Source organism: Parasphingorhabdus sp. (assembly GCF_048267785.1).
Lineage (GTDB): Bacteria > Pseudomonadota > Alphaproteobacteria > Sphingomonadales > Sphingomonadaceae > Parasphingorhabdus.
In genome coordinates, this window is record NZ_JBLWWU010000025.1 from 1 (window position 1) to 24,971 (window position 24,971).

Here is a 24,971-nt window from a genome sequence, read left to right on the forward strand (position 1 = left end):
GACACGATCCGTCGCTCTCCTTCCTGTGCATTAGTTACGGCCAGGACCTGGCCGAGGATCATGCCAGTGACTGTCTCAAGATCATGCAGAGCAGCTGGTATCGCCGCGCCTTTCCAAGCCTGGTGCTGACCCGCCGCTCGGTGGCCGACATCCGCACCAGCGCCGGCGGACGCCGCATGGCGACATCGGTTGACGGCGTGACCACCGGGTTCGGGGCCGACATCATCATCATCGATGATCCCATGAAAACCCAGGATGCGATGTCCCAGCCGGCACGCGAGAAGGTCATCCGCTGGTTCGACGACACGCTGTCGCAGCGCCTCAACAATCAGGCGACCGGTGTGATCATCGTGGTGATGCAGCGTCTTCATGAAGGTGATCTGGTCGGCATCCTCAAGGAACGCGAGGGCTGGTACGAGCTGTGCCTGCCCGCCATTGCCGAGCGCGACGAGGATATTCCCCTCACCCGCGGAAGGATCTGGCATCGGCGCGCCGGCAGCGCGCTTCACCCTGCCCGCCAGAGTCTCGAGGTGCTGAAGCGGCGCAAGGCAGACAATCCGATCGTTTTTGCCAGCCAGTTCCAGCAGGCACCAGTTCCTGCGGTTGGCAATATTATCGAGGCCAGCTGGCTTTGCTATTACAAACCAGGGACCATTGATCTCAGCTATGGCCAGATCGTCCAGTCCTGGGATACTGCGTCCAAGGACAATCCGTTCAATGACTGGTCTGTCTGTGTCACAGCTCTGATACAGGGTAAGTCAATCTATATAATTGATGTCGCTCGCGCACGCCTGAAGTTTCATCTGCTCAAGGACAAGACAATCGAGCTTGCAAGGTTGCACGGCGCGAAAGTTCTGCTGATTGAGGATGCATCCTCCGGGACCGCGCTTATCCAGTCATTACGGGCGGAAGACCCGCGGGGCGTGCCGCCACCGATCGCTCGCCGTCCAGAGGGTGACAAGATCGCCCGGGCCCTGAACGCGGGCGCGATGATCCAGGGCGGGCGATTGTTCCTTCCCGAGCGCGCGCACTGGCTGGGTGATTTTACCGGCGAACTCCTCGGCTTCCCATCTTCCCGCCACGACGACCAGGTCGACGCACTTTCGCAGTTGCTGCTATGGGTGCAGGAAAAGGATATGTTTCGTACCCCGCTTAACGAAGGGCCTGAGGAGATGATTGCTGATGAATATGATGGGTACTTAAGCCAAACCGGTTCATTATATGAGAAGGACCCTTGGGGTGCCTAATAGATAGCCACACGGTCTTTTTCCTCGGGGGTGTCAATTCCTATCGAGACTAAACCGCTGGATCATTCGTACCAGCGCGATATTCTCGATTCAACCAGACTATCATGGAGCTTCTCAATCCTTCGCCGTTGCTATTGTGCCATCAATGTACAGACTACAGTCCTGTGGACAGGGTTTTATTGGAACCATGTTTATAAACCACTGCTCGTCATAGCATCGCCGCTGTGTCACGATCTGCTCATGGAGTTCAAACATCGCTGCCGCTCGACCATGTTCCACCACTGGCGTGGCCGCGAAGCGCATACGGGCTTGGCCATTGTCAAACGCCGGCCACAAGGGACCGGTAGCGGCCGAAGGAACACCAGTAGCGGCGAAACTCGTCCAATAGTCGATGATCACCGTCGCTAGGGCATCGTCGGCCGCATCAACGGGTACCGGCCAGTTAGGCGGCAATCGCGCATCGCTGCTGATATGACCAAAAGTGAACGGTATCTCACCAGCGTGAAAATTGCACAGCCCGCGCGCACGGGCCGCTGCATAGCAATGATCAAAGACAAATGAATAGGCGGGCTGTCCGGCAGCGGCTTGGTGCCTGATCAACCGCTCGATTGCCCAGCCATAGACCGAGTCGCGCGTCGCAGCGAGCTGGCTTTCTGCGATATCCAAGGCGGGATAGAGTTTCAAATAGGCAGGCGAAAGGTTCCCATAGCGGCGCTTGATTTCGGCCTCATAGGTAGCCGGCTGTCTCGGGGCCTCCGGAATGAGGGAACGTTGTGAGCGGATTTCTCCGCTATTGAGCCCGGCCAGGATCGGGACCTTCGCTTGCTCGCCGCGGTCGAAGATATCGACTACCTGGGCGGGTAATATCCTGCCATCGACCGTGCCTTGTGCTGGGAAGCGGGCTAGCCAGGTCTTTCTCATCAGCACACCGGCATCCAGCTTCCGCAGAGCAGCGATATCCTCACCAAGCATCACGCCGATAGTCTCCGCGGCGGGCATTCCGAACGCAGGATCACGCAATCGCGGTACTGCGCGGATATTCGCACTCTGAATGATCGCTTTCGCGAAAAGACCTCGTGCGAGGGGGCTCGCGAGCAGATAGGTGACGCTCAGCGCACCGGCCGATTCGCCCATCACGGTCACGTTCTGCGCATCTCCGCCAAAGACTCCGATTTTGCCTTTTACCCACTCCAGCGCTGCAATCTGGTCAAGCAAGCCATAATTGCCGGAAATACCCACCGCAGATTCGGCGCTCAGTTCGGGGTGCGCCAGCCAGCCGAAGACACCGAGCCGATAGTTGATCGATACAAACACAATCCCGCGCTTCGCATATTCGGTTCCGTCATACATCGGACTGGCGCTTGATCCACGTTGCAGTGCACCGCCGTGAATCCAGACAACCACGGGTGCGCCATTTGCATTTTTCGGCGACCAGATGTTGAGTGTCAGGCAATCTTCACTGGTCGCTGCCAGTTCCTCGAAATAGACGCTGTTGGCGGGGTAGGGAGGTTGGATACAACTGGCTCCGAATGCGTTTGCATCAAATGTGCCCTGCCATTTTGCAGGCGGAGCGGGTGGTTGCCAGCGCCGGTCGCCGACCGGCGGCAATGCATAGGCTATGCCCTTGAATATGCGGATATCGTCTTTGATTGTTCCGGTGAGCCGCCCCTGTGGGATCTGGACTTCAGGCCGATCTGGCATTTTCGCTGAAGATTGCGAGCCGCTTATGGCAGCCGCGAAGATTCCGATATATGCTGCGATCTGAAGAGCGATTTTGCTCATTCCGTTCCTCTCCTGCCACTGCCGCAATGCTTGCCATTGTCCGGCGCCAACTATACACTCACTCGCTAGTGAATATCAAGTGCGCTTCCTTCACGATCGACATAATGTCGGCAAGGAAACAAGCGGCAGAAAAACCGGGAGATGATGATATGAGCGGACCGACGAGACGCGAGGTGCTGGCAGGTGCGAGCAGCCTGTCCCTGACTGCCGCGATACCGACAGCGGCACAGGCCACAGCCACCACTAAGCCCAATTCGATTGCAGACGATCTCGCCAGATATATCGGATTTGGGAGCAAGCAGTCGGGCAGCGAGGGCGATGCAGCCTGTGGCCACTGGCTTGCCGGCGAGCTTGAGGAGGCCGGGTTTGTGGTTGAGAAACCCGTGCTTTCGGTACCTTATTTCGATCAAGCAAATTGCGAAATCACCATCGACGGTGCGCGAGCAACACTCTGTCCGCAACCAATTGTCATTCCGACGTCCGCCGACGGCCTGTCAGGGCCGCTGGTTCGCGTCGATGGTGCGGGACGGGCCGATGCGCCGCTCAGTGGGGCAATTGCGATGGTTGACCTGCCCTATGGCCGTTGGTCCTCGGCCTTTTCGAAATACGTACGCGGGCCGGTCGAGGCTGCCTTTGCCGGCGGTGCAAAGGCGGCAGTCATTGTCACCAACGGACCAACCGGCAAGGTGATCGCACTCAATGCTGATGGTGGCGCATCTATGTTTGCCGGACCTGTGGGCCTGCTTGCGCCGGCGGATGCTGCAGCCTTCCTGGGCGCTGCGATGACACATGGCAGGGCAACCGTGACGCTGACGGGGCAGGCCGGCCGGCGACCGGCGTTCAACGTGATCGGCCGGATGGATCGGCAAAAAGGGAAATGGATCGTCGTCTCGACACCGCGTTCCGGCTGGTACGGTTGCGCGGCAGAACGCGGCGGCGGAATTGCCGCATGGCTCGACCTTGCGCGCAACATACCCAGGATGCTGCCCGATCACGATATCTCCTTCCTTTGCAACAGCGGTCATGAATATGAAAATCTGGGTGCCGAGGAATCGCTGAAGGCGACAGCGCCCAAGCCCGAAAAGACCCACTTCTGGTTACATCTCGGCGCCAATCTTGCCGCACGCGACTGGCACGAAGGGCTGTTTGGCCTATCGCCGTTGCCGGGCACGGATTCGCAGCGCTATCTGGTTGTCACCCCGCCACTGCTTGCCCCGGCTCGGCGCTTGTTCAAGGGACTGGTTGGTCTCGAATGCCCCTATCCCAGCGACAAATTATCGGCGGGCGAGTTAACCGCAATCATTGCCGCAGGCTACCCCTCGGTGGCAGGCGTGTTCGGCGTGCACCGCTTCCATCATGTCGCCGACGATGATGAACGATGCATAGATGCGTCGAGCGTTGCCGACACGACCGAGGCATTTCGCAACCTTCTGCTGGAAGCTGGCAAAGCCTGAAGGTTTGCGTTGTTACAGTCGGTTCGCGCGAGCCAGTGCACCGAAATGATAGGCACTTGGCCGGGGCGTCCGTTTGAACGTCTCACGGTCAACGGCTGCCAGTCCAAAAGTGTGGCCATAGCCCGATGTCCATTCGAAATTATCGAGCAAGGACCAGTAGAGATAGCTGCGGACGGCGATCCCTTCGTCAATACAGGCCCGGACGCCATCGAGCGCCTGATCGATAAAGGCACTCCGGCGTTTGTCATCATTCACGGCCACGCCGCTTTCGGTTACGTAGATCGGCTTGCCAATGGTTCGATGCGCCCAGCGGATCGTATTCGCCAGCGCCTGGGGGTAGAATTCATAGCCCGACATCGTCAGTTCGGCGTCCGGCGGCGGCGCGACCATGCCCTTCTCGTCGAAAACCATGCGGGTATAACACTGCACACCGAAGAAATCCGCGTGGCTGCGGGCAACATCGACCCAGTCGCCATAGAGCTTCCGCTCATAATGCGCGACCAGAGAAGGTGATCCCGCGGACTGAATCTCTTGGGTTGTCAACGTTATCCCAACCGGAAGATCCGGTCTTACCGACTTTATTTCTTCATAGGCCAGTCGATGCGCCTGTTGCAGAATAGGAGTTGAAATTGCCGGATCGGAATAGGCCAGGCGCGAAAAGCGCGGCGAACAGGTGGCACGAACCGCAGCCTGGTTGACCGCGCGGATCTGCTTTCGGGCTTCATCCGACTGTGGGTACAGCGCAACCAGCAATCCGATATTGGCTTCGTTGAACGTGGTCACAAGATGCATCAGCCCGCCCAGTCTTTCGGCAACAGTACGGCAGAAGCGAGCAAACAACTCTGACGCATCTTGTACCTCAAAGCCACCACGGGCAGCAAACCAGAGCGGGGTGGTGAAATGATTCAAGGTCACAATCGGCCGCAGCCCGCGCGCGCGGCATGATTCGAACACGCGCATGTAATGATCAAGAGCCGCATTGGAAAAATAGCCTTCGCTGGGTTCGATCCGGGCCCATTCGACGCCCAGCCGGTAGCAGTTCAAACCCAATTGCTGGGCGAGTGCGAAGTCTTCATCATAGCGATGATAGCTATCGCACGCATCACCGGAGCGGTCCTTGAACAAGGTCGGCTCAAGATTTTCGGCCAGCCAGGCATCGCTATTGGTATTGTTGCCCTCGCTTTGATGGGCTGAGATTGCGGCACCCCACAAAAAATCCGCCGGTGCAGGGCGACGGGCGGTCACCGATGCCGTATTTGCCAGAAGCGCAGGAGCGGCTGCTGTGCCTGCCGCCACCTGCATCAACTCGCGCCGCCCGATCTCGAAGTCCTGACCCGCCATCGCTGGTTCCTTTCTACGCTTCAATGTCGCGTTTATAGGTTTCCGGGAGAAACAATATTCCGACCACTGCGGTAATGCCGGCGATGACAATAGCGTACCACAGGCCCTGATAGATGCTGCCGGTCGCCGCAACCATCGCGAAGGCAACCGTCGGCATGAAGCCCCCGATCCAACCGTTCCCGATATGATAGGGCAGCGACAGGGACGAATAGCGGATACGTGCGGGAAACAGTTCGACCAGCAACGCTGCCAGCGGCCCGTAGACCATCGTTCCCAACGTTCCGAGCATGCAGAGGATCACGATCACCCTGAACCGGTCAATCTGGTCCGGGTCTGCGTCGGTGGGATAGCCTGCGGCTACCAACGCCCGCTGCACATCAACTTCGAAAGCGGCAACGGCGCTATTCTTGGTGTCGCCTGAGACAAGCGCAGGGTCGGGAGCAATGATGCTTCGATCGCCGATCCGGATTGACGCTATGCTGCCGATTGGCGCATCGATATTTTCATAATTTATCCCGCTCTTCGCGAGATAGGATTTAGCGATGTCGCAGCTCGTTGTGTCGAAGGTGTTGCCACCGATAGGATCGAATTGAAACGAACATTCGGAGCCATGCGCCACGATGCTAACGGGTGCGCGTTCGATAGCAGCCGCCATTGCCGGGTTCGCAGCGCTGACCAGCGCACTGTAGAGCGGGAAATAGGCAAAAACGGCAATAACACATGCGGTCATCATGATCGGCTTGCGGCCGATCTTGTCGCTGAGCCAGCCCCAGAAAACATAGAGAGGAATCGTGATGGTGAGCGCAGTGGCGACCAGGAAGTTCGCGGTAGCACCATCGACCTTGGCGATTTTCTCGAGAAAGAAAAGCGGATAGAGATGGCCCGAGAAGCCGATGACCGCTTGTCCCGCAACCGCTCCGAAAAGCGCGATCAGAACGATCTTCAGGTTTTTCCATTTGCCAAAAGCTTCCCTGAGCGGTGCTTTGGATGTCGCGCCATGCGCTTTCATCCGCTGGAATACCGGGCTTTCGTTGAGCTGAAGGCGGATCCAGAGCGCGACCAGCAGCAAGACAATCGAGAAAAGAAACGGTAGGCGCCAACCCCAGGACAGGAAGTCATCGGCATCCAAGCTGGTCCGCAACCCGACCACGAACATGGAAGCCAGAATAAGGCCGAGCATCGCTGTTGTCTGGATGAAGCCGGTGTAAAAACCGCGTTTCCCGTTCGGTGCATGTTCGGCGATATAGACCGCCGCACCGCCATATTCGCCACCGATCGCAAGGCCCTGCAACAATCGCAGCGCCATCAGGATAATCGGTGCCGCAATGCCGATTTGGTCATAGCTTGGCAGCAAGCCGACTGCGAAGGTCGACAGACCCATGATCGCCATGGTGACGAGAAAGGTTTTCTTGCGCCCCACGATATCGCCGACCCGCCCGAATACCAGCGCGCCAAACGGCCGTACCGCAAAGCCCGCAGCAAAGGCCATCAGCGCGAGGATGAAGCCTGTGGTTTCGTTGACCCCCGAAAAAAACTTCGCCGAAATGACGCTGGCAAGCAGGCCGTAGAGGTAAAAATCATACCATTCAAACACCGTCCCCAGCGACGAAGCGGTGATGACGAGCTTTTCATTCTGTTTCTTGCCCACGCCGTCTGGCAAAGCTTCCGTGTCGGTAGCCATATTCCTTCTCCCATTTATCCCGGCAGCGGCGGCGGACTTTGGCCAGCTCGCTACTACCGGGGAATATCAATGCCTGGCAGTGATCGCCGAATTCTCGTGTTCGATGCTCATCATTTCGCGGTTTGTTGCGGGAGCATTGCGATGCCCTCCGAAACCGCATGCGTTCGACGACGCCCGCATCAAGCTGTTCGGCCGTCCCTTCAAATATGCCTTCATCATAGATCTTGCACTTTCAATAACTCACGTGTGAGTGAATAAGAAGTTCATCTTGAAACTGGAACTGATCTTGTTTCTAGTCTCAGCTACCAGCCCGTTAACGCTGCTCGCAAATTTCCTTGAAGCCCGCCGCCATGAATCGGGCCATACGTTGTTTGACCGCAGAATAATCTTCCGACTGGCAAAGGCCGTGCGACAATTTGTCGATACGGCCCGTTCGCGCCAGCGTCAGCATCAGCGCGCCGGTTACGAAATGATAGCCCCAGAAAATATCTTCTTCTGCGGCGTCTGGCAGGGCCTTTTTCAGAATATCGATCAGGCGCAGCACGACCGGGTCGAAATATTTATCCATATATTCAGCGCCATCGGGACTATTCGATGCTTGCGCGCCGAATGCGCCGTAATTCTTCCAGCCTTCACCGCCATGGATATAGAGGTCGAGGTCGGTGTCGAGAAAGGCGTGGAGCGCGCCTTCAACGGTCGGGTTTTCCCCGGCAGCGCGGTCATAATCATCAAGCGCCTGCATACGTTTCTCGATTGTAACCACAGCACGCCGGGCAAACACGGCGTCGAACAGCGTCTGCTTGTCGTCGAAATAATAGTTGAGCAAAGTGTGATGGACGCCGACCTGTTTGGCCACGTCCTTCAGTGTCACGCCATAAAAGCCGTGCTTAGAAAAAAGGAGTTCGGCAATATCGAGGATCTGTTCCATCATCTCGGCGCGTTGTTCGGCCTTGGAAACTTTCTTCACACTGGTTTTTGCTGTCGATGCCAAACTCATTTCCTTCTACACTATATCCGTCGCGACCGGGATCACCCTACACGTGTCCGTAATCTGCCCGCAATTGTATTTTATTGATCTTCCCGGTGGCCGCGAGCGGCATCCCGTCCAGACGGATGATTGCATCAGGAATCCACCAGGACGCGACATTCTCGTGCAACGGCGCAAGCAATTCTTCGTCGCTGATCGAATTATCGCAGGTTTCGACCAGCAGAATCGGCCGTTCGCCCCATTTGGGGTCGCTCCGGCCTATCACCGCGGCAAGCGACACTTGGGGCAGGGCACCGACCAGTGATTCAATTTCCGCAGGGTTGATCCATTCACCGCCCGATTTTATCAGGTCCTTGGCGCGACCGGTGATCATCAGATTTCCGTCAACGTCAATGCGCGCGAGATCACCGGTGTCGAACCAGCCCTCCGCGTCGGTCGCGGGCTTCTCATCGCCGAAATAGCGTTTGACGACACTCGGTCCGCGCACGCGCAAATGGCCCTCTGGTCCGCGTTGCTTGTCGAGCGGGTGCCCCTCGCTGTCGGTGAGGAGCAGGTCTATGCCGATAGCAGGCCGCCCCGAAAGGCCTGCGACCCGCCCCGAATCTCCGGCTACTGCAGCGGTGCCGAGCGGCGACAATTCGGTCATGCCCCAGCTGGTCTGCACCTCGACGCCGAGCCGCTGTTCTATCCGTTCCATCAGCGCCGGTGGCATCGAAGCGCCTCCCACAAGTATCCGTTCGAGCGATGGTACCTCACCGCCCTCGGTCTCGAGATGCTCGACCAAGCCAAGCCACACGGTCGGTACGCCGACGCCCAGAGTCACGCCTTCGGACCGGATCAGAGCGGCCAGATGCGCTCCAGTGCTATTGCTGCCAGGTAACACTAGCTTGCCGCCAACCGCGGGGACAGTGAACGGCAGGCCCCAGGCGTTGGCATGGAACATGGGAACGACCGCCAGCACCGCATCATTCGCGCGAACGCCCATCACGTCGGCCTGTAGCTGGCGCATCGTATGCAGATAACAACCGCGGTGGGTATAGGTAACTCCCTTGGGTGCGCCGGTTGTACCCGAAGTGAAGCAAAGTCCGGAAGGTGTGTTTTCGTTGAACTGTCCCCATTCGATGTCCGGCGATGCCTCAGCCATCGCTGTTGCCAGCACGCCGACATTGATCGAATCATCCGCTGCTTCGATCGTCGCTCCATCATCGTCGAGCAGCAATATCTGTTTTATGGTGCCACCCTCCGCAGCAGTCGCCCGGGCGAGCGGCAGCAGATCCCGGCTGGCCAGCAGCAGGCTTGCACCGGACTGCGCCAGCATAGCTCCGAGATTCTTGGCGGTGAGTCGCGGGTTAAGCGTATGACACACCGCACCCATGCCGATTATCCCGTACCAGCTTTCAAAATGCCCCTGACTGTTCCAGGCGAGCGTCGCGACATGGTCGCCCTTGCCCACGCCCAGCCGATGCAACGCACCCGATACGGCGCGCGCGCGATCATGGATAGCGGCATAGCTGATCCGTTCGACAGTTCCGTCCGGCGCTGCTGAGACCACCTCGGCGAGGGGATGCCATTTTGCAGCGTGGGAAAGAAACTTGTCGAGTGTCAGTGCATAGTCTTGCATTGAACCGTCGATCATTGGCACCCCTCGGCTTTGGGTGGTAGTGGTGGCGAAATGACGCCGATGTTCCAGTTCCATGCGGTATCACCCGCAGCGCGCCGGCGGCACACGACCGCTTCGTGCAGCGCTGCTGTTCCGGGGAACAGATTATGACCCAGACGCGGCTTGTCGGCAAAATGCATGAAGGCTTTGTTCTGGGAATAGGACAGCCAGTCCGGCTGGCCCTTGGCTCGCGGTTGCCCGCTTCGGGCGAAGCTTGCCCAATAATCACCCATCGCGGCGATCAACTTGCGCTCTGACAATTTGTTCGGGATTTTCGGCCATAAGGGCGGTGTCTTGCCGGCAGTATCGAATACGAAAGGCAGTTCTGCAGCATGGAAGGCGTGCAAATTCCACTCCTGGGTTGCCGGATAGCCATGGTCGAAAAGATAGAGATAGGCGGGTATGCCGAGCGCCGCCTGATTTGATACCAGCCGCTCCGACGTCCAGCCGTACATGGCATCGCGCGTCGCAGCGAGCATGCTTTCTTCCATGTTCTTGGCAGGGTAGCGCGACAGGTAAGCGTCGGCGAACTCGCCATAATTGGCCCGGATAGCCGCTTCATATGCGAAAGCATTGTCGGGCGCCTTGGGCAGCAGGAAACGCAGTGACCGGATTTCGCCCGCATTGAAGCCGGCGAGTATTGGCACCGGTGCCTGTTCGTTGCGGTCGAAAGTCTCAACCAGCTGGCGCGGCACGGTCTTGCCATCGATGACAGGGAAAGGGAAATATCCGGCCGCAGGTGCCTTTTCGGCAATCTCTTCTGCGGGCATTGCCCGGAGTGCGACAAGATCGTCAATACCCAGCTTGGTCGTCAAGTCGATGCCCTGCTCTTCGGCTGGAATCATGCCGTTGCGTTTTTCGCGCAGCGCTGGTGCCGAGACCATATAGGCGCTCTGGGCGATCGCCTTGTCGAACAGTCCGCGCGCTTCCGGCGCCGCCATCAGATACATGACGCTGAGCGCGCCCGCAGACTCGCCTGCGATCGTCACATTGGCTGCATCGCCGCCGAACGCGCCAATGTTTCGCTTCACCCACTGGAGTGCCGCGATCTGGTCGAGCAGGCCATAATTACCCGACACGCCTTCTGACGATTCTGCGCTGAGCTCCGGGTGCGCGAGATAGCCAAGCGCCCCGAGACGGTAGTTGATCGACACAATGATCATGCCGCGAGCCGCAAGCGCGCTGCCGTCATAAAGCGGATCGCCGCCAGATCCCGTGGTCAGCGAGCCGCCATGTATCCATACGAAAACCGGCGCCCGCGTGGCATTCTCCGGTGCCCATATGTTCAGCGACAGGCAATCCTCGCTCATCGCCGGCAGTTCCCACGCATAGATGCTCGGACCTCGCGGCTTTGGTTGCATGCACGCCGCGCCGAATTTGGTCGTATCGCGCACGTCCTGCCAGTCGGGCACCGGTTGGGGCGGCGCCCAGCGCAGCTTGCCAACCGGTGGCGCAGCAAAAGGAATCCCCTTGAAAATGCGGACGCCTTTTGCCTCGCTTCCCTGCATCTTGCCTGCCGGCGCATCGACCATCGGGTCGGATGCGGCGGCAGCTGGCCCTGCAAACAATGTTACAACAGCAAGGGTGAGGGGCAGCATGCGGCAGATCTTCGTAGCTTTCATTTTTCGGTGCCCCTTCAGAACCGGTAATTGGCCCGGACGCCAACGGTGCGTGGCCGCAATCTGGCATAGCGGCCGTCAAGGAACGCTTCCGGGTGAACATAGGTGATCGAACTGTCGTTGAAGACATTTTCGACATAGGCGGTCAGATCAATCGACCCCAGCTTAACCCCGGCATAGAGATTCACATTGGTCCATGCCTGGGTAAAGTCGTAAGTAGGAGACAGGGCCGCGGGATTACCAGGCACGTTTGGAAACTGGTTCGGGAACGAACCGACATGCGACACATTGACCGCGGCGAAGGCGCTATTGTTCGCGCCAATCGAAAAGTCGTAGCGCGCTGTACCAGAGCCTTGGAAGTGCGGTGACGCAAGCCGTGTGCCCTCTTCAGCGCCGGAGATTGCCGCCTCGAGTGCCGTCAGCTGGGTTACCTTGGCTTCGTTAAACGAGCCGTTGAGCGTAAGGCTCAAACCCTGGACGGGCCGCGCCACAAATTCGAATTCGAGGCCGTAGCTTTCTGCGCCGCCGATGTTGGTCGCGAATTGTATCGAATCGGACACCCGGTTCGCCTGAACCTGAATATTCTTCCAGTCGATATAATAGGCAGCAATATTGGCGACCAGGTCACCGCCCAGCCACCGGCCTTTGAGCCCGACCTCGTAATTGGTGACGCTATCCGACCTTGCGCCGTCCGGGATAACGAGATCATTGGGGTCGAGCGCACTGGCCAGTCCGGCGCGCGCATTGACCACCGGCGTACGAAACCCGGTTGATAGGGTTGCATAGGTGGTCAGGTCGGAATTCGGTTTCCACGAAACGCTGGCCTTGTAGGACAGGCGATCATCCTTGACCTTCAATCCCTCTGCATAATCGACTGATGTAATGTTGAGAGGTGAAAAATAGGGACCGAAAAAAGCACGGTTCAGATAATCGCTGTTATACCCTCCACCCCGGGTAAAGGATTGCACTTCCGTGCTGCCGTATCGCAAACCACCTGTAATCCAGAAGCTATCGCTGAAACGCGCGGTCACTTCGCCAAATCCCGCGATTTCTGTTTGATCGGTGTAAGCTTCAAAGCGTTGATAATATTCATTCGGCAATCCCGAGAGCCCGGTCGCCGCCAGGAATTCCGGTGACGAACGATAGGCAAAATCAACCGTGCGTCGCTTGTCATAGTAGAAGAAACCGGCGACCCATTCTATAGGGCCGGATGTACGCGACACCAGCCGGGTTTCCTGAACAAACAGGTCATCATATCCATATGCGTCAAGCGCGAATGGGATTAGTTGGCCGAAGGTTCCCGCGAGATCGACGTAAAAAGAGGCATCATAATTAGACAATGTCGTTGAACTGATCAGTTCTGCAAAATCGAACTCATGATTGACCGTTACGTTGAAGTTGGTGAGTTCGCCCTGGAACAGATCGGGCCGGTCGGACCTGCGTGTAAATTTCCCTAGTGTCGGATTGGTAAGGCCGGAATCCGCAGGCTTGCTATTTTCGTAAGATGCTTGCAAGCGGACTTTCATGCGGTCGCTGGGCTGCATCAGCAAGCTGACGCGCCCGCCGTAGGCTTCCAGACTATTGGAGTCGTTCACTCCGGTTCCGATGTTGTCGACCCAACCGTCTTCGTTGCGGTAATAGCCGCTAGCGCGGAGACCCAGCTCATCGGTCATGATCGGAATGTTGATCATTGCATTGTAGCGCTGGCGCACTGAACTGGATCCGGTGAGAGCGAGGTCGGCACTTACCGAAGCATCGAAATCATCGAGGTCGGGGCTGCGGGTAATGATCCGCATCGCGCCGGCAAGCGAGTTCGAGCCGAACAAAGTACCCTGAGGGCCGCGGAGAAATTCTACGCGCTCGACATCGTACAGATTCGGATCAAGAATTGTCGAGTTGCCGTTCGCTGAAATCGGCAGTTCGTCAATATAGATAGCAACCGCGCTCTGCAGGCCGGCGCTATAGCCGTTGGTATTGATTCCCCGACTCGTGAAATTGTTGAAATTCTGTGTCGGCTTGTTGACGACGATGCCGGGCGTATTTTGCGCAATGCCTTCAAAGCCGACGATGCCAAGGTCATCCAAATCGTCTTGGGAATAGGCAGTGACGCTGATGGGAATGTCCTGAATTCGCTCGCTGCGGCGTGTGGCTGTAACGACAATTTCTTTATCACCGCGCTTCTGATCCTGCACTGTCTCGTCAGTAGACTTTGACGTTTCGCTGGACTGTGTTGCAGCGGAAACGGGTTGCGCGAGCATAGCGACCGCAGATGCGGACGCAAAAAACTTAACTTTCATGTGAACCTCTCCTCCTCATCAGCGCTCTTTGTCACTGACTTGGACAGGGTTTATGTCGACATCATTTTGGAATGTCAACACTCACTATCACGTGTGTGAATATTATTTTTGATATAGTTTTCCGATTGCTGGCAATGTTTGTGCGTTTCAATTGAGCGAGTTAGCGAAGAAAAGGATGGCATACCTATAGGCAGTTGCCTGCCACATCCCTAGATTACGCACCGTGAAACGGGTGCCAAATAGACGATTTCAAAGCAGGCATCACGGGCTACAGCGGAACAAAAAAGATCGGCGAGAATGTGTGGCGCTAAGACTTGCATCAATTATTTTCTGCCCTTAGAATATGAACGTCAGCAGTTGTGTCGGGTAGCGACCAACCACTTCTAATTTCCATTTTATCTGCTTGAATGACAACAGCCGAACGGGAAGCGGAAAGAGCGTTCCCAGCTTAAATGCGCATTTAGCGGACCATTATCGCAGTGTTCGACAAGTCAGCCCGAAGCGGTGACACCTTCGCGCGATCAGACTTCGCGTTCGATCACGATGACGACAGCTAGAGAGCTGCGCTACACCCCGCTCTCTCGCCCGTCGGGCGAGGTTCAACTTGCGAAGTCGCTAATTAGGGTTTGGGCAGGTCGCATTCACGACTTTCAATTGCCGCGAATCAACTGGCTGAACCTCAACACCGGCAGTACGCTTTTGCCGGTCCATAATGGACCGAAGACCAAGAACTCCTTCTTCGATCCACAGGGGCGGCGATATTTGGCGGCTGATGAAATCGAGCGCATCGGCCATACGGGGTACCAAGGATCTACCCACATGCTCAGCGCCGTGCGCCAGACGATATTCGTGCGCAAGCCGCGCTTCGAACAAAACTCTTTGGAGGAAATCAACACCTTCGTAGAGGAATAGCATGTATTGGTCACCGACCTCGAAATAGATGCTTAGGTTGAGGAGGCGATTGGGGGTGTGGCTGGAAATAGCTACGGGGTTATTGGCCTCCAATAGCGTGCGTCGGCTGGCTGGCCGAATATGGGATACAATACAGTCTCGGGCTGCCAGATCCGGGTCTCCGGACCGACAACACCCTGCCAGGTCAGCGTCGCCTCTGCAGCGGGTTCCAGCCCTGCGACGACGGCAAACACTTGCGGATGCTTGAATGCGATCCCCAGAGCACCCAGTCCCCTCATCGACAAACCACCGATATAGGTCCATTCTCGGGTTTGCGCGACATGCTCGGAGCGCCGCAGGAAGCGAAAGTCGTCGCGGAGGATGAAGCTTTCCCAGCGTTACAATCCGTCGCGGTAATCCATGTAAAGTGATCGGCGCGCGCCAGGCGTTCCTATTACCAATGGCGAAAGGCGACCGGCAAGGATCTCGGCGTCGATCACCGCCTTGAAATAGGGGAGATCCTGCTCGCTGCCATTTCCACCATGAGGGAGGAGCAGGAGCAGATAGAGTGCGACTGGCAGCTCTCCGGAAACGTGATTCGAGATGAGCGGATGGATCGTAACAGTACTGACGGATGCGGCAAGCGAAGGTGCCGCGAACGAGGTGATTGTGCCAGCTGCAAAGCGAGCGAAGTCTTGGGGAGTCAGCATTGGTCGTTCCCATCAATCACCGATCGCTATTCGCCCGCGGAAATGCTGCAATGCCCGCCTCACCTTTCAATCGGTGCCTCGCATCGGAAGCTGCTGGCCGCCAACGTCGCTCCGACGCCGCGATAGACTGCCCGTTGCGGATAAGGGCAAAGCGGCCGCTGCATTTCGATCCTGCCGGGATCTTCACTCGAGAATTTTGTCGCGGTGACACGATCGGGGGCTTCGCCCCTGTCGGCCCAAGCGATGAGGGCAGAGAACAGGTCGTGCTGCGGATCGTCGGATGGAGGACGGGGCGGAATACCCAGCGTGGTGTTGAAAGAATCCGGGCCGGCACCACGCCCGCAATGCATCATGCCCGGCGCCATGAATAATCGCGCACTGTCCGCCAGCTTGGCCGCGCCCCCCATTTGCTTGGCATGACGGTTGAAGAACGCAACCGACTGGCCTGGCGGCACCAGCGTGTCGGCATAGCCGTGAAAGACGATCAGCTTGCCGCCACGGTCGGCGAAAGCGGCGAGGCTGCCGCGCGTCGCATCATTGACGATCTGATCCAGTCGGGCATCGACGATCGGCATGTCCCGATCAAAATCAAAGTCTTTCCAGTTCCAGTCGGCTCCGAACTCCCAATTGAAAAGCGCGCCGAAGGGTGGCTGATCGTCAATCGGCTTTTGCAGGAAGGACCAGCCGAAGGTATCGGGCATCTCGCTACCCGGAAGCCAGCCAAAAAAGTTCGGCTTGCCTTCGCGATCCGTCGGCCCGGAATAGAAAGCGCGCGCGGTCGCTACTTCGCCTTTTGTCAGGCAGTTGTCGGTCGCCGTGTCCTGGCATTGAAGCTTCTGCGGATCGAACTTGCAACTCATGGGGTCCGCGATGAAGCGGTCACCCGCAAGCCCGTGTCCCTGTCGCCAGCAAGTGGCGATGGCAGCCTTGTTGAGCAGCTTCAGCTTTGGTTCCGAAAGCATGCGACCAGGCATGCGGTTCGCCGCTGCATAGTTCCACAGGACAGCTGCATGGCCCCATGTGCGGTTCATGACCGGTGCGCCAACGAGAATGCCGTCGTAATCGTCCGGATAGTAGAGCGCCTCGACGAGACCCATCTGCCCGCCCGTAGAGCAGCCGGTATAATAGGATCTCCGCGCATCCTCGCCGTAAAATGCCTTGGTTATCGCCTTGCCGGTCGTTGTCATGGCATGGGTCGAAAGCCGGCCCCAGTCGCGCCACTTGCGAGGCTGGCCGATCAGGGCATCGCCGTCCAGCGGGGAAGCAGGTGCGGTTCCCGCATCAGTGGTGGCGGTGGCGAAGCCGCGGCGCAGCCCTTCGGCCATGCCCGCATAGCCGAGCGCGAAGGTGCCGCCGAAGCCGCCGCTGCCATTGCCATGGAAGACGCCGGTCCAGCCCTGCGTCGGCAACCAAAGCTCCACTCCGATGTCGGAGCCGGGTTCGGACCGCACGCGCGCAACGACGCGGCAAAAACTGCGATAACCTGGGACCTCGCCCGCAATGGTCGTCTCGGCAGACTTGGCCGGGACAAGTATCGTGCTTTCGACAGTGGTGTCGGCCAGCTTCAGCTCGGCGAGCGCAGTGCAGCGAGCTTGCGCATCCCCGGTCGGTTCCTTGTTCTGAGCCAGAACCGTGCTCGGCGCCGTCCAGACAATATAGCTCGCCGCGAGAATGGCGAAGCAGTGCTTGCGTTTCATGGTCCTCTCCAATGTTCCTGACATTATTTTAGCCGCGCTCACGGGGCGGTCTCCGACGCCGAGCGCTTGATCAGCCGAGCGAGCCACAGGAACAGCAATGCGGCGATAAGATACATGGGCGCTAGCGCGTAATATGCTGCCTGCAGGGCGTGTTCGCCATAGGTCGGAAGGAAGAAGTCACTCGCCATGCCGACATAGGTCGGCCCAAGGCCAAGACCGATGAAATTCATTACGAGGAGCAGAAGCGCCCCCGAGATAACGCGCCGTTCCGGCGCCACCTCGCTCTGGACGAAGGTAACCGTCGCCGAGAGGAAGAAGGAATTGAGGAACATCGGAACTACAAGAAATACCAACGCAACTTCCCAAGTTGGCGCCCAAACGAAGCCCAGAAAAAAGGGCAATGCCAGTATAAGCGAAGCCGCAGGCACTGTGGCAAAAGCGGTCTTGCTTCGGCGCGCGAACCGATCGACAATACGGCCTGAGGCATAGATGCCTGCGCTCATCCCGATTCCGACGATCAGCGCATACCAGAGCGCGACGTCCTCCAGGGTCATTCCCTTTTCGCGCATCAGAAACAGTACAGTGAAATTCAACAAGCCATATGTGATGAAATTGCCCGCGCCACTTGCCAGCGATACCATGACAAGTAACGGATTGCGGAAGAATTGCGTGATGGTAGCGACGAACCCTTCGGGAGCCACCTCCGACGTGACCGCCACTGGCACTTCGTCAGCTTCGCCGCGTTTGGGCTCACGGACGGTCAAATAGACTACTAGTGCAGTCACCACACCGATCGCGCCGATCACGTAGAATGGTACGCGCCAGTTGAACGCAGCGGCCAATGACGCGCCAAATGCAACGCCAAGAGCGGAGCCAATCGGCGGGCCTAAGTTAAAGATCGCCATTGCCGTTGTCCGTCGGTCGCGTGGAAATGAGTCCGAGATGATCGCATAGGATGGCGGGACGCCGCCTGCTTCGCCCACGCCCACCATCATGCGTGCGGCAACCAGCTGAGCGTAGCTGCCAGCCATTCCACAGGCGGCCGTTGCGCCACTCCAGATGGCACAGGCTGCGGAGAGGACCTTCACGCGACTGGTACGATCGGCCAACCAGCCGATCGGAATCGCGATGAAGCAATAAAAAAGGGCGAAATAAAAACCAGTGAGTAAACCGAGCTGGCCGTCCGTTATGTTCAGTCCATCCTGGATTGGCTTGGCCAGAATCGAAATCAACTGGCGGTCGAGAAAGTTGAGCACATAGACAAAGCACAACATGCCAAGGGTGATCCTAGCTCCTGCCGTGGACTTGTAACTGGTATCAGGTACGGTGGCAGCGATCATGTGCGACACCTATAGCAGTCGCGCAGTAGTTTGGCTTCAATCATGGTCTCGTTCCTCTCCAGTCCTTTTATTCTCGGCTCTTGGCCAGCCAGCCGGGTTTTTCCCGCCCGCCCGTATATCCCGCCGCGACGCGCTGCTTCAACAAGGCAGGCGGACGGAACCGCTCGCCATAGGCATCGTAGAGGATTTCTTGGACCTGCAGACACAAATCCGATGTCACGATATCCATCATCGCGAACGGACCGATGGGATGGCCGAGGCCAAGGCGGCAGGCGGCGTCAAGATCGGCGGGCGTTGCTACGCCCTCTTCGACCAGCTTGACTGCCTCTATCAGAAGAGCGTGGAGCATCCGGTTGACCGCGAAACCCGCTACGTCCTTGATCCTTATCGGCTGCTTGCCGATCTCGGCTAGTAGGTCCGTCACCTCGTTAACCACCGCTGCATCGGTAGAGAAGCAGGGGATTACCTCGACGAGCTTCATGCGCGAAACCGGCGAGAAATAATGGGTGCCAAGGAAGCACGCGCGGCGCTTGGGCGTCAGAAACCCGGCAAGCGTGGAGATCGTCAGTGTTGAGGTGTTCGACGCAAGGATGCACGTCGGCTGGCAAATTTCGTCCAGCGCACCCAAGAGGGCGGCCTTGATATCGATCGATTCATGGACGGCTTCGGTAACCATCTGGCAATCGGCCATTGCAGCAAGGGTTGTGACCGGCTCGATCCGCGCAAGAGCCGTGCCTGCGGTCTCCGATGCGTAAAACTGCCACGCCACGCCTTTCTCTAGGATACCACGCAACCGGTCGATCGCGCCAGCCAGCGCGTCATCACTGCGATCGTGGAGCACTACCTCGTGCCCTGCCAGCGCGAATACCAGCGCAATCTCCGCCCCCATCAGGCCCGCACCGACAACGCCCGCCTTCATGATGTCTGTCCCGTTCGCGGATCGATGCCGATTTGCGCGTCCCGCTGCCAGAGTTGTGCCTGCTCGATGTACCAGGGCAGAATATCCGGTGTCGCGGTCGCGTCCGGGCTGACCACCTTGGCGACAGACCAGCCGGCGAACAGCCGCTTTATCGGCAATTCTTGCTTCTTCCCCGACAGAGTGCGCGGTATGCCCGGAGCGGCGATAAGCCGATCGGGCACGAAGCGCGGAGACAGACTGTTTCGGATCGCTGAGGCAACGATTGCCTCCAGGGATTTATCGACGTTTTGACCAGCGACCGGCACGACGAACATGATGAGATCGCTGTCGCCGTTCGCGTCTTCGACATCGATAATCATCGTGTCCTCGATTTCCCGTAGCTGCTCGACAGCGGCATAGATTTCGGCGGTACCCATGCGCACGCCGTGCCGATTAATGGTCGCGTCGCTACGGCCCGATATAGAGCAGCTGCCGTCTCGGCCAATGGTCAGCCAGTCGCCGTGCCGCCAAACGTCAGGCCATTCGCTGAAATAGGAGTCCCGGTACCGGCTACCATTGTCGTCGTTCCAGAAATAGAGCGGCATGCTGGGAAAAGGCTTGGTGCAGACCAGTTCACCCACTTCGCCGATCACGGGATTTCCATGGTCATCCCATGCCTCGATGGCGGCACCCAGGTGGCGGCATTGCAGCCGACCCGGCGTATTAAGCAGTTCGGGATTACCGGCCATGAAAGCGGCCGCGATCTCGGTCCCGCCGCTTACATTGCACCACCAAATGTCCCGGCGACCAAGCGCGGCGAATTGCGCCGTCCCCCAGCGTTGTACGTCTCGTGGTAAGGGCGATCCAGTGCTGCCGAGTGCGCGGATGCGCTCCATCCCAGCGATTTGTTCAAGCCCGACCCCCGCCTTGCGGCAATTGGCGAAGAAGGCAGCGCCCGCGCCGAACCAGGTGACACCGCTGAGTCCAGCGAAATCCCACAGACAGGTCCAGTCTGGATCGGACCTGGTGCCGCTTGGCGAACCATCGAATAGACAGATGGTCGTGCCGCTTAGTAGCCCGCCGACTTGGATATTCCACATGACCCAGCCGCTGGCGCTGTACCAGTGAAAGCGGTCTCCGAGGGTGTTCTGCACATAGCTGGGCCCGAGATCGAAATGCAGTCGCCCGGCGGCGGTCGCCAGAATGATGCCGCCATGCCCGTGAACGATCGCCTTGGGCAGACCGGTGGTGCCGCTCGAATACAGGATCCATAGAGGATGATCGAAAGGCAGCCATTCCGGCTCGAAGGCCGCAACCACCTCGCCCTCGCGAGCCGTTGCCTCGGCAAAGTCTATCGCGTCCGGCACCTTGCCTTCGCCGCAGCCGCTGGAGATCACAAACAGGGTCTCGATGCACGGTAGCTGCTTTCGGATTTCGGCCACTGCAGCGCTTCGGTCCATCGCCTTGCCTGCGTAGAAGATACCATCGACGGCGATAAGTGCCTTGGGCGCGGTCTGGCGCCAACGGTCCAGCACTGCATTTATGCCCATGTCAGGTGAGCACAGGGTCCACACCGCCCCCAGGCTGGCGCAGGCGAGCAGGCCGACCACCGCCGCCGGGATATTCGGAAGATAGGCCGCAACGCGGTCCCCCGGCTCGATCCCGTGACCACGCAGCTCCAGCGCCAGAGACACCGCCTGGCGCCGTAGCTCTGCCCACCCCAGGGTGATGCTGCCGCCGCGTTCGTCCATCGCAATTATCGCGGGTTGTCCCATTTCGTCGGCGGCCGCTGCGTGGCGGAACACATGCCGCGCGTAGTTGACCTGTGCCCCGTCGAACCAGCACGCGCCGGGCATGACCTCTTCGCTCAGCGCAGCGGCGAACGATGTGGGCGTTGCGACACCGTCATAGTCCCAGATGCTGCGCCAGAAGCCGTCCAGGTCCTCGACCGACCAACGGTGCAGAGCTTCATAGGTCGCAAATTCCCGACCCTGCTTCGCCTTCAGCCACTCGCGATACAGGCGCATCTGCGGAATCGGTGTCGAAGTGTTCAAGCTGTGTCTTGCAGAGGTCATATAACAGGAATCATAAAGAGGTATACCTTGACTGGTTTTCATATTCGCGAACGAAGCGGCACTCGCTCAGCAGCCTATTCGCCCGCGAGGACTTAGAATGACGTCCGCAAGCTCATCGCCGCGTACCGACCGATCGGATTATACGCGCCGCCGATACCGTCAGTGCCCGGAAAGAAGGGCGGCCTCGCATCGAACAGGTCATTGATTTGAACCCCGATTTCCGTGCCTTCGGCAAAGCCGAGGTCTGGCAACCGTACCGACAGGCGCAGGTCTACGGTGGTGTAGCTCCCGGCCGAATAGAGGCTGGAACCAGTCGGAGTCGCATAGGACGCGGTCACGCCCGTCCGATGATTGACGAAGTTGACGAAGGTCACCGGGCCCGCCGTGACGCCCAATGTGGTGCGAAGTGTGGCACGCGGGATGCCGGCTTCGAGCGAGTTGCTCTCCGCCGAGGTTGGCGACAGCTTGTTGCTGTAGTTCAGGATATAGTTGCCCGCGATACCGACGAAGACCGTACCGAAGCCAGTGGGCTGCCGGTAATTCACGTCAAAGTCGATGCCGTTGGTCTTCCGTACCCCGAAATTGCCCTGCCGCAGATCCAGTATATTGCCGATCGTTGGCACCGCGGAAAAAGTGTAGAAGAACGGCACAGTGTCGCCGATCGCCTCACTCAGCTGTGCCGCTGTCGGATTGCGGATAACCCGCGAGGAGAAGGTGGGATCGCTGAACAGCAGCGCGCCGAGGCCCGATGGCGTGCCAATCACATTGTCATATTTGATGTCGTAGAAAGTAACGCTCGCGCTCAGGTTGGGCGCGAACCTGGGTCGCAGATCGGCACCGAGCGACCAGGTGCGCGCCGTTTCCGGTGTCAGCGACTGGTTGCCGCCGTATAGCAGGATCGTATTGACTTGTGCCGCACCGCGCGACGGGTCGCGGGCGCCGAAGGCATCAACAAGAGCGGCTGCGGAATAGTAGGAGCCGACGGTCGAGCCAAGATCCCGAAGACCTGGCGCCCGGAACGAGTGTCCATAGCTGCCACGGAAACTCACCCCGTCTACCGGTTGCCAGGTAAGGCCGATTTTCGGGTTCGTCGTCGAACCGAAATCACTATAGTGATCGTAGCGACCCGATAGCGACAAAGCGAGGCTATATGTACGGTTATGCCCTGATTTGCTCACCTACGATGCGCGAATTCTTCGATTTCGCTGTGCGGTACCAGCCGCTTGCTACTCCGACTGTTCGTCTTTCTTGGCGGACTGAGGGCGATGTCGCGATCTGGCAATTTCGCGAGATCTACCGCGACGTAATGAGCGACGAAGTTCGCACCTTCCTCGTTCGGCAACAGATGAAGATGACCTTCACTCACGTCCGCGATGCTGCCGGCACCGACAACCTACCGATTCGCGCTCTATTTGCCCTGCCGAAAGATGCGCATGCGGCTAAGGACACATGTGAACTCTCGTGCGCCTGCATTTACGACGAGACGGCGAACGAGCTCCACTATCCGATCGGCATCCTTGACAGGACACCGGAACTGGGGAACCGGCTGACCAGAACCATGCTGGAGGAGACCTGCGAGCGCCTGATCGGGCAAACGCGCATCTCCTCCGGCCTCTCGGGAGAAGTCTACCAGCTCCTGCTGAGCGCGCCTGGTCAGTTTTCCTCGATGGCGGCAATCGCAGCGCAGCTGGGCTTGCAGGAGCGAACATTCCGCCGCCGCCTTGCGGCCGAAAATGCTAGCTACGGCGCGATCGTCGACGATGTCCGGCGTAAACTGACGATCGAATATCTGCAGACAACTCAGATGAGCGTCGACGATGTTGCCTGGAAGGTGGGCTTCAGCGATAGCGCAAACTTGCGCCGGGCGATCCGGCGTTGGACCAACAAAACAGTAAACGAGATTCGCGCGAACAAATAAAGTGGGGCGGATTGCCGCGCATGAAAAGACAAGGCTAACATTGACCTATAACTTCCCGGAATCACCAAACAGAACCGGACGACCCGCAATTGGACCACATTTTTTGCCCAGCTCATCCGATTGAATTACCTTGCTCCGGATATCATCACCGCAATACTCGATGGCACCCAGCCGGCAACTTTAACGCGCGATATTGTGCTCAACTCCAATATTCCTACTAACTGGGCTATCCAACGCCAACTGTTCGGGTTCCCGTCGCCCAAAAGACAAATCAGCCCCAGGCAGCTTTTTGGGCGAGAAATGTGGCCGGCGGGCGCGGAATAGTTCGCGACTTTCAACCTGTTCTATTCAGAATGAAAAGCGCTGCTCTCGCAAATTTAATAACTGGACAACTGAATCAGCTTGTACCGCCCTCCACCCTCTGGCGCGACCGTAACCAGAAAATTCTGACGTACAGTGGCCCCAAACCCGTTTTGTCCATCCACATACGTCATAATTGTGAAGGCGCAGTCTCCGTTTGAGAGTATCTCGGGTCGGACCGAAACACCTTTGGCACCAAGCACAGGAAAGTCGGCGGTGGACGGTGATCTAAGGCGTGCGGTGATAAATTTATTGGCCATCGTGAGGGCAGAATATTTGTCTTCGCAAGGCGGAGTTTGCGAACAACCTGAAAAAAGAAGCAGCGCGGCAGCGGAAAAAGCAACATATCGCATATATTTGAGCTCCAAACATAGAAATGGGTCGTAAATGCCGTGGTCTATTTGGCGCAGTATATCAAGTTCATTTGCGTGAAAAGAGTATCCGGCACAAATGACGCAGATCGTCTGCTCCCAAAGATCGGAGACGTGATCCGCTGTGCCCGCAAGGAACGTGGCCTGTCGCAAGAAGCGCTCGCGGATGCATCGGGAATTGACCGGTCACATCTGGGACGGATTGAACGCGGAGAGCGCAATCTTACGGTCCTCAACCTCAAGAAGATCGCAAATGCACTCGAATCCCAAGTATGGCAGCTACTCAAGCTCTCTGACATTTGAACGGATGGGTTCCTGATCCGAAGGTGAGGGACCATTTGCTCGCGTTAGCTGGCTGCGGTTTTCCGGCGATACGGGTCGGGGCCAGTGAAAGAGGCTTTGTCTAGTCCCGGCGCGGCGTCTTCATGTGCGTGAGTACATGGCCCGAAATCACCGGATCGACACTGTCCGCGTATTTGCAGGCCCACGCTTCCCACGCATCAAGATCTGCCTTGGTGATTGTTGTCTGCGGGCGTCACATTTTTTAGGCTCTCATGATAGCGCTGGTGATTGTAATGCTGCACGAACGCCTCGATCTGGGTTTCGAGATCGCCAGGCAGGAAGTAGTTTTCCAGCAGGATG

General features: G+C 58.1%; 19 protein-coding genes and 1 pseudogene. 5 read left to right on the forward strand and 15 right to left on the reverse strand.

The window, feature by feature from the left end; genetic code table 11:
* The coding region (gene terL, locus ACN0VD_RS15815) for a phage terminase large subunit (protein ID WP_417595997.1) at window positions 1-1,247 on the forward strand (1,247 nt) is incomplete at its 5' end.
* Between the two features lie 114 nt (window positions 1,248-1,361).
* On the opposite strand, the gene ACN0VD_RS15820 is transcribed toward terL, so the two are convergent.
* A complete protein-coding gene (locus ACN0VD_RS15820) occupies window positions 1,362-3,029 on the reverse strand; it encodes a carboxylesterase/lipase family protein (RefSeq protein ID WP_417595999.1) in 1,668 nt (555 codons plus the stop codon).
* A 149-nt stretch (window positions 3,030-3,178) separates the two neighbouring features.
* Between ACN0VD_RS15820 and ACN0VD_RS15825 the strand changes: the two genes are divergently transcribed.
* Complete coding sequence (locus ACN0VD_RS15825) at window positions 3,179-4,483, forward strand: hypothetical protein (RefSeq protein WP_417596001.1); 1,305 nt, start codon at window positions 3,179-3,181, stop codon at window positions 4,481-4,483.
* Between the two features lie 12 nt (window positions 4,484-4,495).
* Here ACN0VD_RS15825 and ACN0VD_RS15830 read toward each other — a convergent pair whose 3' ends face one another.
* The 6 genes from ACN0VD_RS15830 to ACN0VD_RS15855 all read right to left on the reverse strand — a co-directional run bounded on the left by ACN0VD_RS15830 (window position 4,496) and on the right by ACN0VD_RS15855 (window position 14,069).
* Window positions 4,496-5,824 carry a glycoside hydrolase family 1 protein gene (locus ACN0VD_RS15830; RefSeq protein ID WP_417596003.1) on the reverse strand — a complete coding sequence of 443 codons (1,329 nt, stop codon included), beginning with the start codon at window positions 5,822-5,824 and terminating at the stop codon, window positions 4,496-4,498.
* A gap of 13 nt (window positions 5,825-5,837) precedes the next feature.
* The gene (locus tag ACN0VD_RS15835) at window positions 5,838-7,505 is read right to left on the reverse strand and encodes an MFS transporter (RefSeq protein ID WP_417596005.1); all 1,668 of its coding nucleotides are present in this window, start codon (window positions 7,503-7,505) and stop codon (window positions 5,838-5,840) included.
* Window positions 7,506-7,818: 313 nt separating this feature from the next.
* Window positions 7,819-8,502, reverse strand: coding sequence for a TetR/AcrR family transcriptional regulator (locus tag ACN0VD_RS15840; protein ID WP_067197181.1), 684 nt, complete (start codon window positions 8,500-8,502; stop codon window positions 7,819-7,821).
* A 37-nt stretch (window positions 8,503-8,539) separates the two neighbouring features.
* The gene (locus ACN0VD_RS15845; protein ID WP_417596007.1) at window positions 8,540-10,129 is read right to left on the reverse strand and encodes an AMP-binding protein; all 1,590 of its coding nucleotides are present in this window, start codon (window positions 10,127-10,129) and stop codon (window positions 8,540-8,542) included.
* A complete protein-coding gene (locus ACN0VD_RS15850) occupies window positions 10,126-11,775 on the reverse strand; it encodes a carboxylesterase/lipase family protein (RefSeq protein ID WP_417596009.1) in 1,650 nt (549 codons plus the stop codon). Before ACN0VD_RS15850 ends, ACN0VD_RS15845 begins: the two co-directional genes overlap by 4 nt.
* A 14-nt stretch (window positions 11,776-11,789) precedes the next feature.
* Window positions 11,790-14,069, reverse strand: a complete 2,280-nt coding sequence (locus ACN0VD_RS15855) for a TonB-dependent receptor (RefSeq protein ID WP_417596011.1) — start codon at window positions 14,067-14,069, stop codon at window positions 11,790-11,792.
* A 543-nt stretch (window positions 14,070-14,612) separates the two neighbouring features.
* Between ACN0VD_RS15855 and ACN0VD_RS15860 the strand changes: the two genes are divergently transcribed.
* Complete coding sequence (locus tag ACN0VD_RS15860; RefSeq protein WP_417596013.1) at window positions 14,613-14,981, forward strand: hypothetical protein; 369 nt, start codon at window positions 14,613-14,615, stop codon at window positions 14,979-14,981.
* Window positions 14,982-15,052: 71 nt separating this feature from the next.
* Here ACN0VD_RS15860 and ACN0VD_RS15865 read toward each other — a convergent pair whose 3' ends face one another.
* The 7 genes from ACN0VD_RS15865 to ACN0VD_RS15895 all read right to left on the reverse strand — a co-directional run bounded on the left by ACN0VD_RS15865 (window position 15,053) and on the right by ACN0VD_RS15895 (window position 22,858).
* On the reverse strand, window positions 15,053-15,343 hold the full coding sequence (locus tag ACN0VD_RS15865) for a hypothetical protein (RefSeq protein WP_417596031.1): 291 nt from the start codon (window positions 15,341-15,343) through the stop codon (window positions 15,053-15,055).
* Between the two features lie 15 nt (window positions 15,344-15,358).
* On the reverse strand, window positions 15,359-15,670 hold the full coding sequence (locus ACN0VD_RS15870; protein WP_417596015.1) for a hypothetical protein: 312 nt from the start codon (window positions 15,668-15,670) through the stop codon (window positions 15,359-15,361).
* Window positions 15,671-15,729: 59 nt separating this feature from the next.
* A complete protein-coding gene (locus tag ACN0VD_RS15875; protein WP_417596017.1) occupies window positions 15,730-17,367 on the reverse strand; it encodes a tannase/feruloyl esterase family alpha/beta hydrolase in 1,638 nt (545 codons plus the stop codon).
* A 38-nt stretch (window positions 17,368-17,405) separates the two neighbouring features.
* Complete coding sequence (locus ACN0VD_RS15880) at window positions 17,406-18,707, reverse strand: spinster family MFS transporter (RefSeq protein ID WP_417596019.1); 1,302 nt, start codon at window positions 18,705-18,707, stop codon at window positions 17,406-17,408.
* A gap of 67 nt (window positions 18,708-18,774) precedes the next feature.
* Window positions 18,775-19,626: a 3-hydroxyacyl-CoA dehydrogenase family protein gene (locus ACN0VD_RS15885; protein WP_417596021.1), complete on the reverse strand. Its 852-nt coding sequence runs from the start codon at window positions 19,624-19,626 to the stop codon at window positions 18,775-18,777.
* Window positions 19,623-21,659 (reverse strand): acetoacetate--CoA ligase, encoded by a 2,037-nt coding sequence (locus ACN0VD_RS15890; RefSeq protein WP_417596023.1) that lies wholly within the window; start codon window positions 21,657-21,659, stop codon window positions 19,623-19,625. The genes ACN0VD_RS15885 and ACN0VD_RS15890 overlap by 4 nt, the downstream gene beginning before the upstream one ends.
* A gap of 113 nt (window positions 21,660-21,772) precedes the next feature.
* Window positions 21,773-22,858 carry a TonB-dependent receptor gene (locus ACN0VD_RS15895; RefSeq protein WP_417596025.1) on the reverse strand — a complete coding sequence of 362 codons (1,086 nt, stop codon included), beginning with the start codon at window positions 22,856-22,858 and terminating at the stop codon, window positions 21,773-21,775.
* Between ACN0VD_RS15895 and ACN0VD_RS15900 the strand changes: the two genes are divergently transcribed.
* Window positions 22,831-23,598: a helix-turn-helix domain-containing protein gene (locus ACN0VD_RS15900; RefSeq protein WP_417596027.1), complete on the forward strand. Its 768-nt coding sequence runs from the start codon at window positions 22,831-22,833 to the stop codon at window positions 23,596-23,598. The genes ACN0VD_RS15895 and ACN0VD_RS15900 overlap by 28 nt on opposite strands.
* Before the next feature lie 788 nt (window positions 23,599-24,386).
* Window positions 24,387-24,632, forward strand: a complete 246-nt coding sequence (locus tag ACN0VD_RS15905) for a helix-turn-helix domain-containing protein (protein ID WP_417596029.1) — start codon at window positions 24,387-24,389, stop codon at window positions 24,630-24,632.
* A 221-nt stretch (window positions 24,633-24,853) separates the two neighbouring features.
* On the opposite strand, the pseudogene ACN0VD_RS15910 reads toward ACN0VD_RS15905, so the two are convergent.
* Window positions 24,854-24,971, reverse strand: a pseudogene (locus ACN0VD_RS15910) (integrase core domain-containing protein); the annotation flags it as partial.

Excerpts from the sequence above, each read along its gene's own strand:
- ACN0VD_RS15860 (WP_417596013.1), top strand. The coding sequence starts at position 14,613 with ATGACGACAGCTAGAGAGCTGCGCTACACCCCGCTCTCTCGCCCGTCG.
- ACN0VD_RS15870 (WP_417596015.1), bottom strand. The coding sequence starts at position 15,670 with ATGCTGACTCCCCAAGACTTCGCTCGCTTTGCAGCTGGCACAATCACC.
- ACN0VD_RS15880 (WP_417596019.1), bottom strand. The coding sequence starts at position 18,707 with ATGATCGCTGCCACCGTACCTGATACCAGTTACAAGTCCACGGCAGGA.
- ACN0VD_RS15820 (WP_417595999.1), bottom strand. The coding sequence starts at position 3,029 with ATGAGCAAAATCGCTCTTCAGATCGCAGCATATATCGGAATCTTCGCG.
- ACN0VD_RS15840 (WP_067197181.1), bottom strand. The coding sequence starts at position 8,502 with ATGAGTTTGGCATCGACAGCAAAAACCAGTGTGAAGAAAGTTTCCAAG.
- ACN0VD_RS15885 (WP_417596021.1), bottom strand. The coding sequence starts at position 19,626 with ATGAAGGCGGGCGTTGTCGGTGCGGGCCTGATGGGGGCGGAGATTGCG.
- ACN0VD_RS15875 (WP_417596017.1), bottom strand. The coding sequence starts at position 17,367 with ATGAAACGCAAGCACTGCTTCGCCATTCTCGCGGCGAGCTATATTGTC.
- ACN0VD_RS15830 (WP_417596003.1), bottom strand. The coding sequence starts at position 5,824 with ATGGCGGGTCAGGACTTCGAGATCGGGCGGCGCGAGTTGATGCAGGTG.
- ACN0VD_RS15835 (WP_417596005.1), bottom strand. The coding sequence starts at position 7,505 with ATGGCTACCGACACGGAAGCTTTGCCAGACGGCGTGGGCAAGAAACAG.
- ACN0VD_RS15825 (WP_417596001.1), top strand. The coding sequence starts at position 3,179 with ATGAGCGGACCGACGAGACGCGAGGTGCTGGCAGGTGCGAGCAGCCTG.
- ACN0VD_RS15855 (WP_417596011.1), bottom strand. The coding sequence starts at position 14,069 with ATGAAAGTTAAGTTTTTTGCGTCCGCATCTGCGGTCGCTATGCTCGCG.
- ACN0VD_RS15900 (WP_417596027.1), top strand. The coding sequence starts at position 22,831 with ATGTACGGTTATGCCCTGATTTGCTCACCTACGATGCGCGAATTCTTC.
- ACN0VD_RS15845 (WP_417596007.1), bottom strand. The coding sequence starts at position 10,129 with ATGATCGACGGTTCAATGCAAGACTATGCACTGACACTCGACAAGTTT.
- ACN0VD_RS15850 (WP_417596009.1), bottom strand. The coding sequence starts at position 11,775 with ATGAAAGCTACGAAGATCTGCCGCATGCTGCCCCTCACCCTTGCTGTT.